Annotated in this window: 19 protein-coding genes and 1 tRNA gene; 9 read left to right on the top strand and 11 right to left on the bottom strand. The window is 66.6% G+C overall.

The genetic code is table 11. From position 1 onward, the window contains the following. Positions 1-2: 2 nt before the first annotated feature. The 3 genes from ABN034_RS12915 (at position 3) to ABN034_RS12905 (ending at position 4,826) form a co-directional block, all read left to right on the top strand. Complete coding sequence (locus tag ABN034_RS12915) at positions 3-1,679, top strand: NADH-quinone oxidoreductase subunit N (RefSeq protein WP_349691250.1); 1,677 nt, start codon at positions 3-5, stop codon at positions 1,677-1,679. A gap of 116 nt (positions 1,680-1,795) precedes the next feature. Beyond that, the gene (locus ABN034_RS12910; protein ID WP_349691249.1) at positions 1,796-3,766 is read left to right on the top strand and encodes an FAD-dependent oxidoreductase; all 1,971 of its coding nucleotides are present in this window, start codon (positions 1,796-1,798) and stop codon (positions 3,764-3,766) included. A 145-nt stretch (positions 3,767-3,911) separates the two neighbouring features. After that, complete coding sequence (locus tag ABN034_RS12905) at positions 3,912-4,826, top strand: M48 family metalloprotease (protein ID WP_349691248.1); 915 nt, start codon at positions 3,912-3,914, stop codon at positions 4,824-4,826. Here ABN034_RS12905 and ABN034_RS12900 read toward each other — a convergent pair. Next, positions 4,817-5,311: a YajQ family cyclic di-GMP-binding protein gene (locus ABN034_RS12900; protein ID WP_349330111.1), complete on the bottom strand. Its 495-nt coding sequence runs from the start codon at positions 5,309-5,311 to the stop codon at positions 4,817-4,819. The two genes, ABN034_RS12905 and ABN034_RS12900, sit on opposite strands and share 10 nt — an antisense overlap. 104 nt (positions 5,312-5,415) lie before the next feature. On the opposite strand from ABN034_RS12900, the gene ABN034_RS12895 reads away from it, so the two are divergent. The 3 genes from ABN034_RS12895 (at position 5,416) to ABN034_RS12885 (ending at position 8,190) form a co-directional block, all read left to right on the top strand. Next, positions 5,416-5,497 (top strand) — tRNA-Tyr (locus tag ABN034_RS12895). A 793-nt stretch (positions 5,498-6,290) separates the two neighbouring features. Beyond that, entirely contained in the window at positions 6,291-6,791 is a 501-nt protein-coding gene (locus ABN034_RS12890; RefSeq protein WP_349691247.1) for a hypothetical protein, read from the top strand. A gap of 76 nt (positions 6,792-6,867) precedes the next feature. Beyond that, positions 6,868-8,190 (top strand): hypothetical protein, encoded by a 1,323-nt coding sequence (locus tag ABN034_RS12885; RefSeq protein ID WP_349691246.1) that lies wholly within the window; start codon positions 6,868-6,870, stop codon positions 8,188-8,190. A gap of 79 nt (positions 8,191-8,269) precedes the next feature. Here the strand turns inward: ABN034_RS12885 and ABN034_RS12880 are convergent, their stop codons facing one another. Then, complete coding sequence (locus ABN034_RS12880) at positions 8,270-8,863, bottom strand: GNAT family N-acetyltransferase (protein ID WP_349691245.1); 594 nt, start codon at positions 8,861-8,863, stop codon at positions 8,270-8,272. Further along, positions 8,847-9,605, bottom strand: a complete 759-nt coding sequence (locus tag ABN034_RS12875) for a GntR family transcriptional regulator (RefSeq protein ID WP_349691244.1) — start codon at positions 9,603-9,605, stop codon at positions 8,847-8,849. Before ABN034_RS12875 ends, ABN034_RS12880 begins: the two co-directional genes overlap by 17 nt. A gap of 121 nt (positions 9,606-9,726) precedes the next feature. On the opposite strand from ABN034_RS12875, the gene ABN034_RS12870 reads away from it, so the two are divergent. From ABN034_RS12870 to ABN034_RS12860, 3 genes are all read left to right on the top strand, one after another. Continuing rightward, positions 9,727-9,912, top strand: coding sequence for a hypothetical protein (locus tag ABN034_RS12870; protein ID WP_349691243.1), 186 nt, complete (start codon positions 9,727-9,729; stop codon positions 9,910-9,912). Positions 9,913-10,103: 191 nt separating this feature from the next. Beyond that, on the top strand, positions 10,104-10,409 hold the full coding sequence (locus ABN034_RS12865; protein WP_349691242.1) for a WhiB family transcriptional regulator: 306 nt from the start codon (positions 10,104-10,106) through the stop codon (positions 10,407-10,409). Then, positions 10,409-10,678, top strand: a complete 270-nt coding sequence (locus tag ABN034_RS12860) for a hypothetical protein (RefSeq protein WP_349691241.1) — start codon at positions 10,409-10,411, stop codon at positions 10,676-10,678. The genes ABN034_RS12865 and ABN034_RS12860 overlap by 1 nt, the downstream gene beginning before the upstream one ends. Positions 10,679-11,301: 623 nt before the next feature. Here ABN034_RS12860 and ABN034_RS12855 read toward each other — a convergent pair. From ABN034_RS12855 to ABN034_RS12820, 8 genes are read right to left on the bottom strand one after another with little or no spacing between them, the layout of a single operon-like run. Beyond that, a complete protein-coding gene (locus ABN034_RS12855; protein WP_349691240.1) occupies positions 11,302-12,045 on the bottom strand; it encodes a peptidoglycan-binding protein in 744 nt (247 codons plus the stop codon). Beyond that, complete coding sequence (locus ABN034_RS12850) at positions 12,042-12,572, bottom strand: hypothetical protein (RefSeq protein ID WP_349691239.1); 531 nt, start codon at positions 12,570-12,572, stop codon at positions 12,042-12,044. Before ABN034_RS12850 ends, ABN034_RS12855 begins: the two co-directional genes overlap by 4 nt. Continuing rightward, complete coding sequence (locus ABN034_RS12845) at positions 12,569-13,129, bottom strand: DUF2589 domain-containing protein (RefSeq protein ID WP_349691238.1); 561 nt, start codon at positions 13,127-13,129, stop codon at positions 12,569-12,571. The genes ABN034_RS12850 and ABN034_RS12845 overlap by 4 nt, the downstream gene beginning before the upstream one ends. Before the next feature lie 7 nt (positions 13,130-13,136). Further along, positions 13,137-13,871 (bottom strand): hypothetical protein, encoded by a 735-nt coding sequence (locus tag ABN034_RS12840; protein ID WP_349691237.1) that lies wholly within the window; start codon positions 13,869-13,871, stop codon positions 13,137-13,139. A 21-nt stretch (positions 13,872-13,892) separates the two neighbouring features. Beyond that, complete coding sequence (locus ABN034_RS12835) at positions 13,893-14,525, bottom strand: DUF2589 domain-containing protein (RefSeq protein WP_349691236.1); 633 nt, start codon at positions 14,523-14,525, stop codon at positions 13,893-13,895. Between the two features lie 9 nt (positions 14,526-14,534). Beyond that, complete coding sequence (locus ABN034_RS12830) at positions 14,535-14,804, bottom strand: hypothetical protein (protein WP_349691235.1); 270 nt, start codon at positions 14,802-14,804, stop codon at positions 14,535-14,537. A 22-nt stretch (positions 14,805-14,826) separates the two neighbouring features. Further along, the gene (locus ABN034_RS12825; protein WP_349691234.1) at positions 14,827-15,117 is read right to left on the bottom strand and encodes a hypothetical protein; all 291 of its coding nucleotides are present in this window, start codon (positions 15,115-15,117) and stop codon (positions 14,827-14,829) included. Next, positions 15,117-16,016 carry an N-acetylmuramoyl-L-alanine amidase gene (locus tag ABN034_RS12820; protein WP_349691233.1) on the bottom strand — a complete coding sequence of 300 codons (900 nt, stop codon included), beginning with the start codon at positions 16,014-16,016 and terminating at the stop codon, positions 15,117-15,119. The genes ABN034_RS12825 and ABN034_RS12820 overlap by 1 nt, the downstream gene beginning before the upstream one ends. Positions 16,017-16,517: the final 501 nt, after the last annotated feature.

The following is a 16,517-nucleotide window of genomic DNA, read 5'->3' as shown; positions in this document are numbered from 1 at the left end:
CGGTGCCTGACCTGGTGCAGCCGATCAACTGGCTCGCGATCGCGCCACCGCTCGCCGTCGCGCTGACCGCTGTCGCGGTGCTGGTCGTCGACGCGATGGCGCGCGGCCGGCGGCCCGGCCTCGTGTCGTGGGTGGCGTTCGGCGGTCTGCTCGCCGGGCTGGCCTTCGTGGTGCCCCTGCGCGGTTCGGTACGCGAGGCTTTCTGCGTCGTCGGTGGAGCGGCCGGCGGTGCCGCGGCGTCCGTCGGCCCGTCGGCCTGTTCGTACCTTGTCGACAGCACGACGCTCGTCTTCCAGCTCCTGGTCGGCGGCGGCACGGCCGTCGTCGTCCTGCTCTCGACCCGCGGGACGCTACCGGCGGGAATCGCGGCCGGCGAGTACCACTTCCTGTTGCTGTGTTCTGCCAGTGGGGCGATGGTGCTGGCCGGGGCGCGGGACCTCATCACGCTGGTCGTGGCGTTGGAGCTGGTCTCGCTTCCGGCGTTCGCCCTCGTGGGGTTGCGCGGCGGCGACCGGAGGGCGGCCGAGGCGGCGCTGAAGTTCTTCCTCGTCTCCGTCGTGTCCGTTGCGGTGATGCTCTTCGGGGTCTCCCTCGTCTACGGCGTCACCGGCACCGTCTATCTCGCGGGGATCGACGCGGCGCTGCGGGACGGCGACGGCCCGGCCGGCGTCGCGGCCGTCGGTGTCATGCTCACGCTGGTGGGGCTGGCGTTCAAGGTGGCGGCTGTGCCGTTCCACTTCTGGGTGCCCGACACGTATGTCGGCGCGCCCGTGCCCGTCGCCGCCTACCTGTCCGTGGTGTCGAAGGCGGCGGGATTCGTCGGGCTCCTGCTGGTGGTGAGCATCGCGTTTCCGTCGTACGCCGGAGTGTGGGCACCGGTCGTCGCCGTCCTCGCGGCGCTGACGATGACGCTCGGCAACCTGGTGGCGCTGCGGCAGCGCAACGCCGTCCGGCTGCTGGCGTGGTCGAGTGTCGCGCAGGCGGGTTACCTGTTGGTGCCGCTGGGCGCGGCGTCGGCGGCGTCGTCCGCGGTTACCGCCGGAGGCGAGAGGTCGGCGGCGGGCGCCGACGGGTTGCTGCAGGCGACCGTGGCGTACCTCCTCATCTATGCGGTCGTGAACCTCGGTGCGTTCGCGGTCGTCGCTGTGACCGCGGGCGGGCGCGGGTCGAACGCACGCGGGTCGGCGGGCGGCCGGTCGGCGGGCGGCCGGTCGGCGGGCGGCGGGTCGGAGCTGTGCGGGTCGGCGGGCGGCGGACGGATACTCGCGGACTACCGCGGGATGGCGTGGTCCCGGCCCCTGCGGGCGTGCGCGCTGGCGTTCTTCCTCCTCGCACTGGCCGGGCTACCGCCAGGTGTCATCGGGTTGTTCGGCAAGGTCGTGATCTTCCGGGCGGCGATCGACGGCGGCGCCGGGTGGCTCGCGGTGGTGATGGCCGTGAACGTCGTGATCGCGCTGGTGTACTACCTGTACTGGGCGGCGCTTCTCTTCCTCCCGCCGGAGGCTCGGGGGCGTCCGGTCGATGGCGTACGTCTGGACCCCGCGTTGGCAGATCGCCGGCTCGCCACCCCCTGGCCGGCCGGGATCGCGGTCGGGCTGACGGCGGTGCTCGGCGTCGTCCTCTCGGTCGCGCCCAACCTCGTCCTCGGGGTCCTCGACGTGGTGAGGCTGGCGTTCTGAGCGGCACGAGTAGCGGCAGACCGATGGCAGCCGAGCGGCAGGCCGGTGGCGACATGAGCGGCGACCATGGTCCACGTGCGCGGCGGGCGACCATGATCATGAAGGATTCGAGGCGTATGCGACCACAAGACCTTCATGATCACGATCATGATCACGGGGCAGGTCCTGGGCCGGGCGGCGGCGGGCAGGATCCTGCGCTGGGACCCGGGCCGGACGCTGCCGGGAGCGAGGCCGGTGGGGGAGCGGACTGCGAGGTGCTCGTCGTGGGCGCCGGGGCGACCGGGCTCGCCGCCGCGCTCGACCTGGCCCGGCGTGGCGTGGACGTTCGCCTCGTCGACCAGTCGACGGAGCCGAAGCCCGGGTCCCGGGCGTGGACACTGCATCCCCGTAGCCTCGAGATCCTTGCGGATCTGGGAGTGATCGACGACGTACTCGCCCGTGCCTCGCGGAGCGCCGCCCAGCGCGTCCATGCCCGTGGGCGGTTGCTGGCCGACCTCGGTGACCGTCGCCGCGGGCAGAATTCCACCACTAGGGCGGGCCAGCGCTTCACCGGTCCGGTAGCCCTCTCGCAGGTGCACCTGGAGGAGATTCTCCGGGCGCGGCTCGCTGGTCTCGGTGTCCGCATCGACTTCGGCCATACGCTCCGACACCTCCGCCAGGATTCGCGCGGCGTCGTGGCCGGTCTTACCGACGAGGCGGGCGGCGATCGGCGTGTGCGTTCGGCGTACGTCATTGGGGCAGACGGCGGCCAGAGCACGGTACGGCGGCTGCTGGGCCTCGCCTTCACGTCCGCCTCTGCCGGTACGCCTGCGCCCACCGGTAGCTCCGCGCCTACCGGCACGTCCGCGCCTACCGGCACGTCCGCGCCTACCGGCACGTCCGCGCCTACCGGCACGTCCGCGCTCACCGGCACGCCTGCGCGGTCCGTCGCCGGCGGCGCGGAGCCAGCCCCGACCGTGCGGCTCTGGTGCGGTGACATGACCGTCGAGGGTCTCCCGCACGCCGACCGCACGTACCGCTGGTGCGGGCCCGACCACGACATCACCCTCGCTCCCCTCCCGCACACCACCCGCACGGGCGCCACGATCTGGGCCGTACGCATCGTCGCGGACGCCGCCGCCCTCGGCACGGCACGCCCCAGCAGGGATGTCATCGAGACGCTGTTCCAGCGCTTCACCGGATGGACCCAGGTGCGGTTCATCGAGGCGACCTGGCTGTCGGCGTACGACATCACTCCTGGGGTCGTCGACCGGATGCGCGACGGGCGTGTGTTCGTGGCAGGAGACGCGGCCCACGCTCACTCGCTTCATGCGCCGCACGCGGCGGCGGGCTTGACCGCCGGCCTGCGCGACGCGACCAACCTGAGCTGGAAGCTGGCCGCGGTCCTGCGTGGGGCGGAAGAGGACCTGCTCGACAGTTACGAGGCGGAGCGCCTTACGGTCGCGCTTCGCACGAGCCAGCTGTCGACGGACCCGGTACGTGAGCTGCTCGGCGACGCCACCGGACCGCCCGCAGCCCGACGAGGCGCTGGCCGAATTCTGCGAAGCCTCCCGCCGCCGGCCGCGGGCCTCGTTCTGCGTCGCCGGTCCGCCCGCGACGTCCGACGTGGTGAGCGCGACCTGCACTACCGCGGATCCCGACTGTCCCAGGAACTCGGTGGCCGGCGGGTCATGCTCCGCGCCGGCGACCCAGTGCCGGACGTACTCCTGTGGAGCCCGGCCCGCGCCGCCGACGTACGCCTGTCCGACGTACGCCTGTCCGACGTACGGTCATCCCCTTCCACGCAGGCCACCCAGTGGACGGTTCTCGGGCTCGGCAGCGTCACGACCGAGGTGGTCAGGGCCGCCCTGCATCGGTTCGGGCCGGCGGTTTGCGGCGAGGTCATCGGCGGCGGCCTGGGTACCGCCCGGGGCGTGACTCTCCTGGACAGATACGGCGAGGCGCGGCGCCTGCTCGGCCGCCAGGGCGGGTCGGTTCTCGTCGTACGTCCCGATGGTCATCTCGGCCTACGGTGCGGACTGAATCCGGACATTCTCGAGGCGTACCTCGAGGATCTTGTGGGGGCCTCCGCCGAGGTCGCCGGCTGACCTCCGCGGTCAGAGCCCGCGGCGTTGTCAGGACGTCGGACGCGTTGACATTCGCCGAACGCCAGAACTTTCGCCGAACGCCGCAACTTTCGGGAACGCCACCGTCGGCGCCAGGCGTTCTCCGGACGGAGGTCCAACGAAGGTTATGCACGACCGCGCGCACTGCCATCGCAACCAGCTCAAGACGACGATGCTGCTGGCCTCGTTGTCGGTGCTGCTGATCCTCGGCGGCGGCGCGGTCGGCGGTCGGGTGGGCCTGGTGGTGGCGTGCGGCCTCGCGCTCGCCATGAACGCGGGCGCGTACTTCGCGAGTGACCGGATCGCGCTCCTCTCCATGCGGGCCTATCCCGTCAGCGAGGCCGACCATCCGGAGCTGTGTCGGATCGTCCGCGAACTCGCCACCGCGATGCGCCTCCCGATACCCGCCGTCTACGTCTCCGCGACCGCGACACCCACCGCCTTCGCCACGGGCCGCAACCCGCGCCGTTCGACGATCTGCGTCACCCAGGGGCTGCTCCGGCTCCTCGACCAGCGCGAGCTGCGCGCCGTCATCGGGCACGAACTCGGTCACGTCGCCAGCCGCGACATCCTCATCTCCTCGGTCGCTTCCGCGTTGGCGAGCATGATCATGTCCGCGGTCCAGTGTGCGTGGCGGGTGCGGTTCGGGCGTACGCACCCCGCCTGGCCGGGCCCGGCAGGGCGGTCGGTGCGAGGCGTAGGCCCGGTCGGCCTGCTCCTGCTCCTGGTCCTCGGCCCGCTCGCGGCGTCCCTGTTGAGGGTGGCGATCACCCGCTCGCGGGAGTACGCGGCAGACCGTACGTCGGCGAGGATCACCGGTGACCCGCTGGCGCTTGCCGACGCACTCCGCAAGCTGGAGTCGACGACGCGGCGGGTGCCCCTGCCGGCCGACCCGGCGCTGCGGAGCACCGCCGCGCTCATGATCGCGAGCCCGTTCCGCCAGAGTGGGTTCGGGCGGCTCTTCTCGACCCACCCGTCGACCCGCGACCGGGTCCGGCGGCTGGAGTATCTGGCAGGGGTCCGCCGCGGAACTCAGCGGTAGTTGACGAACTGCAGGGCGACGTCGAGATCCTTGCCCTTGAGCAGGGTGATCACCTGCTGCAGGTCGTCCTTCTTCTTGCTCGCCACCCGCACCTCGTCGCCCTGGACCTGGACCTTGACGCCCTTCGGACCCTCGTCCCGGACGATCTTGGCGACCTTCTTGGCGTTCTCGGTGGAGATCCCCTCCTCGAACGTGCCCTGGATGCGGTAGTCCTTGCCCGACTGCCGCGGATCGCCGGACTCGAGATGCTTCAGCGACACTCCACGCTTGACGAGCTTCTCCTTGAACACGTCGAGCACGGCTTTTGCCCGTTCCTCGGAGTTGGCCGCGATCTCGACGCCGAACTCACCCGACCAGCGGATCTGGGCACCCGTGCCCTTGAAGTCGTACCGCTGGGCGATCTCCCGCGCCGCTTGGTTGAGTGCGTTGTCGGCTTCCTGCCGATCGACCTTGCTCACGATGTCGAACGACGACTCGGCGGGCATGCGGGCTCCCCTCATTCGTAGCTGCTGGTGACGCCCCGGCCGGCTGCGGCGGCCAGGTAGCGTCTGCGCTATCCTCTCAAGTCGCTGTCGTACGACAGCACCCAGGCAGGTTGCCCGAGTGGCCAAAGGGAGCGGTCTGTAAAACCGTCGGCTTCGCCTACACTGGTTCGAACCCAGTACCTGCCACACCCCTGGAAACGGCCTCTGACCTGCACGTTCAGGTCGGAGGCTTCTTTACGTCGTACCCGGCTGGCCCCGACCGGATCCGGTGTTCTACGGCCACCCGCCCCTAATGCGCCCCACAGTTGGGAGCCTGGATAGTTGGTGGCCTCGGCGTGAGATGTCAGCGTTGCGCTGCTCGGTTCTGCGGGGTGCGCTCAGCCTGAAGCATCGCACCGATAGGCAGCAGCCAACCTGTTGCAGCAGCCAGCTCAGTACAGCGCAACAGGGACAGGAGCGCTGGCACAGTGACTGTGGTGTCCCTCGAAACCTCAACGTCGCCCCTGGTCAGCGACGGTGGGGGGACAGGAGGGACAGGAGGGACAGGGCTGCGCCGTACCTCAACATGGTTCCTGCTCCGCAGTTCTAGCCAGTCCCAGTGGACGCCTCAACCGACCGGCATCGCGCTCACCGACCTGCTATCAAGATATCGGCAGAGGGCCAATTTCGTCCTATCGCTCGACTAATACTCAATGCCTGCTAAAGTCATACGCAGAGTGACGACAGCGACTCGCGCGTCTACGCATGGGATCGCAAGTACGGGTCCGTTGCATAGGGGCGAGGATGGGGGCCAAATGCTTCTGTTCGCGACAGGGAATGCCTGCGCTCACCGCGCGATGTCCGCCTCTCCGCGAATTCACTAGAGCTCCACATGGCAGGCGAAACAAATCAGCTAATTGGGCTCGATGGACTACATCGGGTCAAGCGGTGGCTGGATGCAACCACGCGAGTAGCTACAACGTGGACAATCGCGGACCCTTTGAATGAGCTGCTGGAGTTTAGCTGGCCGTATGGCGGCGGCGGATTTTCATTCGATATCGGCGGCCAGATGCGCGGCGGCGAATTCGAGCGACAACTCTTCGTCGCTGAGGTCAAGAAATACAGGAACGAGTCAAACCTCCCAACCCACTTCCGAGACTTTCTGGCGAAGTGTTATGTAGCGCTGCTTACAAAGCGTTCGCGGTGCGACCATATGATGTGGATCTCCTGGGCCCCATTTCAGGCAAAGAAGTGGGACCAGCACGCAACTCCTGAATCTATTAAGCGGGCGATCCTAGACCGCAAGACAGAAGTGTTCGGCTGTGATACTGAACAGGAAGCAATCGGTAAGATAGATCAGGAGGTTCTAGTCGAGACTTCCAAGAGGATTTGGTTGATTACCTTGTGTGAAAAGCAAGAGCGCTTGGTCATATCGGATGATCACCTTGACCAGCTTGCAACAATCATGTCGCAGGAAGGTAGGCGCCTGAACCGTGCCTGAACACTCATCCACGATCCTTCGTAGGGCGCTCGACTATTCCCATCCTGAGGACACCATAAAGTCTATTAAGACGCAGGTGTCCGAGCACTTCAAATCGGCCGACCCGAAAATGGATATCTGGCACACGAATTACTTCAACCACAGTTTTGCGCCGGACATTGTTCTGTCTTGGCCTGGCGAGAGTCAACAACGCCTAGTATTCATCAGGCCCAACGCCGACCCAACGTGGATGTTGGATGACCTTCAGTGGCTGACGCAGAAGCGTCCCATAATCATGACGCTTGAACCGTCGCCAATTGGTTCCCATCCAGAAGGGGAACGCCTGGCTGCAAGAGCCCAGGATTCGGACACCTTGGTGACGGATGTTGACGGTATCGATCAGATCCACGCAGCTGACGATCCCGTCCTGGACCTCTTGGCCCATGCTGTTCTCCGCGGTGGCCGCGGCGTATTGGGGGAGTCGGCGGCGCGGGACGTGTCGACCCTTGCTAGTGAGGGGTTTCGCCGTGCTCAGGAACTCGATGTCGCTGCTACATCTGCCGCCGTCGGGGCAATCGGTCGCGTACTTGAACCAGGACAGTCTGGGCGTATGACGCGAGTCCTGCAGGCCGTCTGGGAGGGTCATGGCGGAAGCGCGGCTAACTTCCCGTCACGCCAAGGGTTGGGTGGCACGCTAACTACCGAAGATCTCGCATTACTCCTGAACGTAGTGGTGAGCGAGAAGCTTGAGTTTTGGCGCCGCGTTTCTAGAAACGTTTCGTTGGATCAACTAGCTGACCTTGAACTTGAAGATCCATCGGAAAATTTGCAGAGACTTGTAAAGGCGAACCTCGACCGGCTACCTGCTCGCGCTGTCCGGGTGCTCGTCGAATCTGACTACCTTGGCGAGCCATCCTTGATTCCGAGATGGAAAGTCGACCGTGGATGCCTTGCGCTCAGGGGATGGGCGTGGAGTGCATACTTTGCCAGTACCAGGGATCGGCTTCCGGCGGCCACGGAGTCGGTGCTGCCAAGCGTTCGCGGCCTTCGGGAGCGAGTTGATGCCGAAGGCTCAGTCATTACAAATATTCAGGTCAGAGACAGAAACCTATCCATCACCTACGAATCCACGACTGAAGATGACGTCATGTCGACCAAGCAGGTTGACGAGATAGCGCGGCGTGCGGACGCGTTAGCAGTGCGAGCTACTTTTAGTTCCCGCTGGCGGCGAAGGGTGACTTGCGAGTTCGAATCCAGTACGGCTGGAGGTGCAACCAGTTCGACCTATGACCTGGGCGAGTTGGCGCGGCTTGCCTTGCCAGTGTTGATAGACCTCGATGACGCTCAGCGACGCCAGCTTGGTGAGCTTGTTCGCTCGGCTAACCCGCAAGAGGATATGCAGGACGAATTGCCGTTCTGAGCAAGGGTCATCGTGGAATGGCGCGGGCCGATTGCCGGTGCATCGTGATCGCGGCTTGCTGCGTAGGTCTGTGCTCGCACTAGCGGACGGAAGGGCCAGGGAGCTTGGTGCGTTCGAGGACTTGGGCAGCGCGGTCGGTGCGTGCGGGCCGCTGGTAGAGCGCGCCTGATCCGCGCGGTGGGGTGATGACCGTGCCGACGCGGGTGAAGCCGAGGCGTTCGTAGTAGCGCTGGAGTTCGCGGTTGTGGCGGTGGACGTCGAGGCGGAGCCAACTGCGTCCGCCGCGCTCGGCCTGGTCGCCAGCCCAGTCGAGGAGGCGTGCGCCGAGGTTGCGTCCGGCGGCGCGGCGCATGGTGGCCATCCGGTAGACGTACAACGCGTCATCGGGCCCGTCGGGCCAGCCGTGCGCGAAGTCGGGGTCAGCGTGAGGGCTGAGGGTGATGGTGCCGACGTAGCCGCGGTCGTCGGAGGCGATGTAGACGTACCCGTCTGAGACGTACTTCTCGATCCGCTCCGCACGCCACTCGCCGTCGCGCTCGAATCTGGCGGGCCACTGGTCGATGCCGCGCGAGGCGAGCCACTCGGCGGCATCGTTCAGGAGGGCGAAGACGACCGGGAGGTCCTCGGCGGAAGCCTGCCTCAGGAGTGGGATCTGGTCAGACGTCGAGGTCATAGGTGATCACGAACCTGTCGGTGGGCAGTACGTCGACAGTGGTGCGGAGTGGAACACCATCCTGGTCGTAGCCGGTCCGGGTGTGCTCGAAGACGGGCGCGCCGGCCGGTAGGCGGAGGGTGTCGGTCTCGTCGGAGGTCGGCATTCGGCCTGCGATCTTCCCGTGAACGCGGACCTGCCGCCGCCCGCGTTCGGCGAGCCATGCGAGCGGCCCGGGCTGCATGTCGTGTGGCTGCTCGATCGGTGTGCCACCGGCGATCGACAAGGGCCAGTACGCGGAGGAGATGGAGTACGGCTGCTCGTCGACGAGCCGCACCCGTCGCCGCAGGACGACGGCCTGGTCGCCGTCGAGTTCGAGGCATGCCGCGATGTCGGCCGAGGGGACGACTCGCAGGACGTCGAGGCGCATGCCCGGTGTCCGTCCCTGAGCTTCGACGTCGGTGATCCAGATGTCGTGGGTCGCGCTGTTACGGCGGTCCGGGCTCTCTGAGCCGGTCAGGTCGTAGATCAGTGCCTCGCGCTCGCGGACGAGGTATCCGCGTCCCTGCATGACGTTGACCAGACCCTCGTTGACGAGCGCCTGTAGCGCCTGCCGGACCGTGCCGCGGGTCACGTCGTACTCCGCTGTGAGCGCGGATTCTGAGGGCAGTAGGTCGCCGGGCTGATGTTCGCCGGATCCGATCCGTCGCCGCAGGTCATCGGCGATGCGGCGGTGCAGCGGCCGGGCATCGGTGCTTTGCACGCGGGCGCCCCTTTCTCGTGGCATGTCGAACACTCTCTCACATGACGGTACCTGTTTGGACAAGTGTGGTGTATGGTCTCGTCTGTACCTGTACTACCTGTCCATACGAGTGAGGTGCGAAGTGTCCGACATCTACCTGAAACGGTGCCGCGAGCTGGCCTCCATCCTTCGCGACCTCGGCGCCCTGGCCGAGCCCGTCGAGATCGAGGCGACGCGCACCGACGTGCTCTGCCATGACGTCCTGCGGATGACCGAGGCCGCACACGCCGTCGCTGCCGAGGTCCTCCGCGAGTGCCAGTGCCCATAGAGCGGGCCGACGGCGCATGCCGTCAGCGCGCCGCTTCGGGGGCCAGCCCGTTCGAGTCGGGCGCGCGCACGGCGTCGGTGGTGCTGACACGCCAACGGCGCGAGTGGAGAGGGCCCCGCGGGTGCTGGAACACCCGCGGGGCCCGGATACCAACCGTGAACCCGTGGAGAGGAACAACGGTCATGCACATCATGTCTCGCCCTCCAGCTGGATGGGAGTCGCGTCCGTGCGAGGGGACACCGATCGAGTTGTGGTACGGCCCGGACCGGGAGTTCGGCGAACCGCCGGAGGAGTCGGCCGACGAGCGCCAGTGGCGTGAACGCCGCGCCCTCGACATCTGCCGTACGTGCCCGTTCACCAAGCCGTGCCTTGAGGAGGAGCTGACCTTCTCGATCACTCACCAATGGGGTGTCCGGGGCGGCATGACGGCGGAGAGTCGTCGAGAGCTGCTGCGTTCACGTCGGACCGCTGCCGCCGCCAAGGGGGTGGTGGCGTGATGACCACCAAGGCGTCGATCGCAGCGGAGATGAGCGGTCTCTTGCGGTCCATGCCTCGCTATGGCGCTCCGGTGGCCGAGCGTGCGGGATGGCTCCTGCGCAAAGCAGACCTGCTGGCCCGGATCGCCGAGGAGGAGTCCGATCCGCGGGTGGCGCGGAACGCCCGCGGTCTGGCTGCCGCAGCTCGGCAGCAGGCACGAGCACTGACGCACGAGCTGCTCGAGGAAATCGACAACTCGGCGGACATCTGGACGGGTGGTGATGCGTGATGAGTCTCGATGTCCTCGCGGTCGATCCGGGTGCGCCGAAGGGCCTGGGTGCCGTCCTGCTGGCAGTCATGGTCGTGGGTGCAGTTGCTGCGGTCCTGGCCGCCCGGCCCGCAGGTAAGAGCGCCGGACGGACGCTTCTCATCCTCGTCCTCGGCGACAGCATCCCGCTCGACCCAAGGCAGCAGATGGCGGCATCTTGCCGGCTGTTCCGAACGGCTCCTGCAGCACGCCACTCCAAGGACCCACGTCCGCCAGCATCCGCCGATGTACGTCAGCGCAGGCCAGCGCAATCCCCGGACGGCGGCGAACATAGACGAATGAGACGGCAAACTTGACCGTGAACTCCAAGCCGTTGTCCCTCATTCAATGCACGCCTTCCACCCTGGCGTAGATCCCGCCGACTCATGTCGTTGGACCATCTCGATGTTGCACGACGTCGGCGAGTTGGACGACACCCTGATCGTCGTCACCTCGGACAACGGGATGCCGTTCCGCGCGTCAAGGGCCAGATGCTCGATCCCGCTTTGCGTGACGTACTCCTCGACTTCGAGTGGGAACTGGACCGCCTCTAGCCGGGTGAACGCCCGCCGGCGGGTGCGCAGGCTCGTCCCGCTGGGGCGCGGTCACCGGACGCGGATGTGAAGGTGGTTGTGGTGTCCGGCGTAGTTCTTAACGCCTTCGATGTGGGCTTCGTCGCTGAACAGGATCTGCGTGACTGCAGAGTTGGCGCGGAGGGCTTCGACCAGAACGCGCGTGTTCTCGCGGCTGTAGGTCGGGTCCCCGACCGAGGTGGGACGGTGGGCGCCGTCCGTGCGGATGGGGCGTAGGTCGGCATGCTGTCCGGCGGTGTGGGTCTTGTGTGGAGACATCGCGCCACCTCGCTCGAAACTGATGTCGCCGACGCCGTACTCCAGTCCGGCTCGATGCAGGCGGGCGGCGACGTCGAGGAGCACCGTGATCATGGCCTGCGTTCCGAACTGTCGGTCCGAGGAGGAGTACGCGTACCAACCTCGCGCCGAGGTGATCGGCTGCAGGCGGGTCCCGCTGGTGGGCCCTCCGGTCGGTGTGGACGGCCCGGCCTGGGCGACCGGCTGGGACGACTTGGATCCAGCCGTCTGTGCCTGGTCGACCAGACGGCGCAGGGTCTGGCCGTCCGGGTCGACGCGGCCGTCTGGACGCCGGAGGAACGACTTCTGGTAGTCGGCGATCGCCGCTTTGGTTTTGGGCCCGCAGTCTCCGTCGACGTCGAGGCTGGCATCGGCGGCGCGATTGAGCAGATCCTGGACGACGCGGACGTCGTCCGCCTCGTTCGTACCCCCTGCTCCGACGGACGCGTGAATGGTGGTTGTCTGCAGGGTCGTTGTCATTTCCTCACACCTGCCTTACCCGGCTGGGGACTGTGAGCCGTGGATGGTACGAGCCGGTAGGTGGTGAGGTCGCCGACCGTACGGCTGTGGACAGTGCCTTCGTCGACGAGTTCGGCGAGCGCTCGCTCGACCTTGTCCGGTGCGAGCCTTGTCGACCGGCTCAGGACCGAGACGGACGTTCCACGCTTTCCTCGGCGGCCGAGTTGTTCACGTACCGCCGCTACTTCTCTGGGATCGCAGCGCTCCGGGGCAAGGATGGCGAGCTTGCGCATCGCGCTGGCGTACGGTTCGAGCAGCGCGAAGACCCGTCGGGCTGTGCTACCGAGCTGGCCAAACCGGTCTGCCAAAGCGGGATCGTCGCCGCCGAGAAACAAGTGCTGGGCTGCGAGTACTTCCGCCATTCGTTCGTAGGCAGCCGCGCCTTGGGCGAATCCACCTGCCCGCAGAGAATGTTCCAACTGGCTCAGGGCCGTTGACGCCGCCTCGACACTGCGAGCAACGTGGTCGCCAGTTACCTGGGTGGTCACTCGTCCTCCTCTGTCGCCGGTCGCGAGGTCGCGAGCTCGGCCATGTCCAAGACTCGTTCCAGACCGAGCGGAAGCGCCACGCTCTCGACGGTCACCTCGACGTCGATGCCTGTCGTTTCCGTGGACCGCTGGTTGCTGGACCTGCTTGGTGCGTTGCGTACGTGCCCGACGAGGCTGACCGGCTGCGAGGTGAACCTGGTGGGGAATGGTGTCGTCGGGCGCGGTGTCTCGCCTTCCTCAGTCTCCGCGGTGGTGGTGAGAACGTCGTACTTGAAGGAGATCTTGGCTTCCTTCACCGTCAACGTCGGGATGTGCACCATCGCCAGCAGGGGCAGGTCGAGAACGAACTCGGCAGGTTGCTGGTTCTCGTCGAGCTTCGTATAGCGGATCGGGACGGTCCGGAACCGGTCCGGCTCGTCGCCGCCCTCCTCCAGCCCGATCTCCCTGACGAAGCCCAGCGAGCTGGCCGTCGCCGCTGTCTGTCCTTCCACCACGGCCGAGAGCAGGGAGCCGAGAAGCTCGCCGAGTCCGACCGCGTTGACGTCACGAATCGCCATATGTCACTCACCGCCACCCTGTCGTGCTGCTCACGATGTCCTCGATGTCGTCGATCGAGAACGTCACCTCGAGCGACTGCAGTGCTTCGGGACTTGCACCCGCCACCTTGTCCGCGACGATGTCCACCTCGAGCTGCGAGTCCAGTGCCTGGTTGGCGAGCTCGCGCTGTCGGAGGATGTCGGCGTAGACGAGGGCCTCCCGGCGGACCGTGGAGGAGATCCGTTCGCGGAGCTCCGCTGAGATCGGCGCTTGTGACCTCTGCACGATCCCGTCGACGGTGGCTGTGACCACCGGCTCGATCCTGCCCTCGACGATGCCCTGGATGAGTTCGGGTGCGACGTCGAACTCCACCGGGACACGGTCGGGGAGCTCGACATCAGGTGGTAGCGCCCGGGCCGAGGGTGCCGGCTTCGGTGACGGGAACGGTGAGGGCTCCGGAGTGGGCGCAGGTCCCGGATACCGCGGCATCATGGGACCGACCCGAGCCCGGATCACCGAACTCCATTGTTCACTCGCCTGCTCGGCGGGCACCGGCTGACGCGTCGGGATGGTGACGCCGGCGACCGCAAAGTTGAGCTTGACGGTGACGTTGGAGACGGTGACCCGGGGCACAGACATCGAAGCGAGAGCAGGATCGGCGCGGTAGGCCTCAACCGCCTGCGCGGTCGCGGCGTCGGCGGCCATCCTGGCCCGTACGACGTCGGTGAGCAGACCGCTGAGAACCTCTCCGAGCTGAGCCACTCTTCTCGCCTCCTCTGTTGACTAGCTCGGGCTGGATGGTGTGGTCGCTGGCGATTCCTGGATCGCCTGCTCCAGCATGTCGAGCATCCGGGACAGCCCGGCCGGCATCTCGTCCTGCACGGCACGGACATGGATCTGCATCGAGTACTCACGCTGCTGGTGCTCGGACGAACTCGACTTGTTGTTGTACGTCGCACTCACCCGCGCGTCGAACTTCACCGGGCTCCAGAACGAGCTGTAGCTGCCGCCGACAGTGCTGGTCAGCTCGAACGTCGAGTCGGTGTTGCGTTGTACCGCATCGGTGAGCTTGGCGTTGAAGTCGATCGTCATCTCGTCGATGCGGATGTAGGGGATCGGGGTGATCGCGAGGAACGGCACTGTCAGCGAGAAGTCCTTGAGTGCGTCGTTCTCGTCCTTCTTCGTGTAGCTGAAGGTGACCGAGCGAAGCTTGCCTGCGTTGGCGTCTTTGGTGACGTCGTCGAAGACGAGGTCCTTGCCTCCGCCGACCCCCTCGGGCTGCTGGAATCCCACCTTGTGGATGAACTCGATGGTCGACTGGGCGGCCAGTGCCTGGGCCTCCACGGCGGCCTTCAACGGCGATCCGATGAGGTGGGAAAATGGAATCTGCTGAAGTTCGGTGACAGCGCGGTCCATGGGGATCTCCTAGCGGTCGTTCGTGAACACAGGGGTGTTGCTCGGCACGCTCTGTACCGCGGGCCGTCTCTCGTAGTGCTGCTTGACTTCGACCAGGGCGATATGGCCGAGGATCGACGGATCGAGAGCATCGAGCCCGGTCCTTGCGGCATCCTCACTTTCCATCACACCGACCACGCGGACCGTCGCGCCGACCCGCGTGTTCTCCCCGAAGCTGAGGAGAACGAACTCAGAGGCTGAACCTTCCATCGACTGCGTCCTCTCACGACGTGTGGACATGGCAGAACCTCCTGGAAATGCGTTAGCTGGTCTCCTCGAGTGGAGCATCTGTGTCGCCGACGTCCGAACGGAGCCCGGCGGGGACGAGAGTGTTGCCGGCGTAGTCAGTGGGCTTTTCGACCGGCGTGACCCTCGCGCGGACGGTGAGGACGGTCCAGGTCCACGCGAGCAGAGGCAGCACGACGTACGCCGTCGTGGTCAGCGATCCGGCCATATCGCCCGCCGGCGTTGCGTCGAACGCCAGCAGCAGGCCGCCAGCCACCGTGGCCAGTCCGGCAATGGCACCGCGGATGAGAAGCGGTTCGTTGTTCATCAGGGTCCCACCTTGAAAGAATGCTTGTTGCCCAACCTGGTCAGGCTCGAAATTCCGGGAACGCCGTCGGCGTCGTCGCCGGTGAACCCGCAGCGACGCTGCCACTTGGCGTACGCCTCGACTGTGCGGGTCCCGTACGAACCGTCGCCGGCGTACCCACTTGCCAGTAGGCCCTCGGCCTTGAGTGCCTGCTCCAGCAGTCGGACGTCGTCGGCTGCTCCCGCGGTGGTGCCGCCCTGCTTGCGCTTCGGGTCGCTCTTTGCCGCCCGGACGAGCGCCGACAGGCTGACCACCCGGGGCCGGGGCGGCGGAGCCGGGGTCGGCCGTGGCAAGGGAGTCGGCGTTGGCTTCTTGGCCTCGCGTACGGCGGCGGCGATGACCTCGGGCACTTGCGCGATCCGGGCGGGCGCCGGGCATGCGTGGTTCTCGTTGAACCGCGGGTAGTGCCGGCCGGTGTACTGCGCATGCCAACCGATGCCACGACCGAAGATGCTCCGCAGCCTCCCGAGCGGGATGCCGTGTGTCCGGTTGAGCCAGACGAGCAGTTTCGCGAGAGCGGTCACCTGGGCTGCGTTCCAGCGCGGGACCCGTTGGACGTTGCGGCCGTCCCAGACCTTGCCGGCACCGTCCCACGTCTCCACGCTGAGGTGGCCCTTGCCACCGCCGAAGTAGTTTCCGTCGAGCTGACAGTGCGCGACTCGCTCAGTGTCGACGTACTGCAGGACGTTGCCGTCCTCCGCTACATAGAAGTGGCTCTCCACCGATGACCGCAGCCAGACGCCCTTGATGTTGCGGGAGTCCGAAACCGCCGTGTGCAGGACTACGCCCCACGGCTTCATCCTGGGTTGCTTGACGCTCTCGGGAATGGGATCCCAGTCCGCGCCTGGGTAACGTGCCATGAACGCGCCCCTGTCCTGGTGTGCTGACGACTCTGGCCATGACTGCAGTTGGACGCGATTCGGACAGCCTGCCGCGAGCCTTCCGTACCCGTCGATTGGTCAGCGGGTAGGGAATGTCAGCAACACCGAATGCACGGGTTCCCCCGTGTGCCCAGCGCATCGGGACCAGCACAGACATGATCACCCGCCCTGATCCAATCTGTCTGGCGAATCGGAAACATTCGATCAAGGACGGTCGGAGCGGCTCGATCCCTTTGCTGCGAGGCGGTATGGCGAGGTCGTCCGAACGGCGAACGTCGACGTCGTCCAGCGACCGCCCGTGGGCGTGCCTCGGCCAGTAGATAACGTTTCAGATCTTGACGAACCGGTGGCTTGCTGCTTTCGAGGTGGCCGCTCACGGACGCGGGGAGCAGGAATCCGCGGGAACACATGGACGGCGTGTCCCCGGCCTGGGCTCTGGCGCGTCTGCGACCTGGACTAGGTAAATCGCCTTGTCAGCGC

The organism is Actinopolymorpha sp. B11F2, from assembly GCF_040195635.1.
GTDB lineage: Bacteria > Actinomycetota > Actinomycetes > Propionibacteriales > Actinopolymorphaceae > Thermasporomyces.
The sequence above is the reverse complement of the archived record's forward strand: the minus strand, read 5'-3'. Positions and strand labels throughout refer to the sequence as shown.

Coding starts and splice junctions, on each gene's coding strand:
- ABN034_RS12905 (WP_349691248.1), top strand. CDS start 3,912: ATGCACGACCGCGCGCACTGCCATCGCAACCAGCTCAAGACGACGATG.
- ABN034_RS12865 (WP_349691242.1), top strand. CDS start 10,104: ATGTCTCGCCCTCCAGCTGGATGGGAGTCGCGTCCGTGCGAGGGGACA.
- ABN034_RS12900 (WP_349330111.1), bottom strand. CDS start 5,311: ATGCCCGCCGAGTCGTCGTTCGACATCGTGAGCAAGGTCGATCGGCAG.
- ABN034_RS12835 (WP_349691236.1), bottom strand. CDS start 14,525: ATGGACCGCGCTGTCACCGAACTTCAGCAGATTCCATTTTCCCACCTC.
- ABN034_RS12830 (WP_349691235.1), bottom strand. CDS start 14,804: ATGTCCACACGTCGTGAGAGGACGCAGTCGATGGAAGGTTCAGCCTCT.
- ABN034_RS12845 (WP_349691238.1), bottom strand. CDS start 13,129: ATGGCGATTCGTGACGTCAACGCGGTCGGACTCGGCGAGCTTCTCGGC.
- ABN034_RS12860 (WP_349691241.1), top strand. CDS start 10,409: ATGACCACCAAGGCGTCGATCGCAGCGGAGATGAGCGGTCTCTTGCGG.
- ABN034_RS12910 (WP_349691249.1), top strand. CDS start 1,796: ATGCGACCACAAGACCTTCATGATCACGATCATGATCACGGGGCAGGT.
- ABN034_RS12825 (WP_349691234.1), bottom strand. CDS start 15,117: ATGAACAACGAACCGCTTCTCATCCGCGGTGCCATTGCCGGACTGGCC.
- ABN034_RS12820 (WP_349691233.1), bottom strand. CDS start 16,016: ATGGCACGTTACCCAGGCGCGGACTGGGATCCCATTCCCGAGAGCGTC.
- ABN034_RS12880 (WP_349691245.1), bottom strand. CDS start 8,863: ATGACCTCGACGTCTGACCAGATCCCACTCCTGAGGCAGGCTTCCGCC.
- ABN034_RS12855 (WP_349691240.1), bottom strand. CDS start 12,045: ATGACAACGACCCTGCAGACAACCACCATTCACGCGTCCGTCGGAGCA.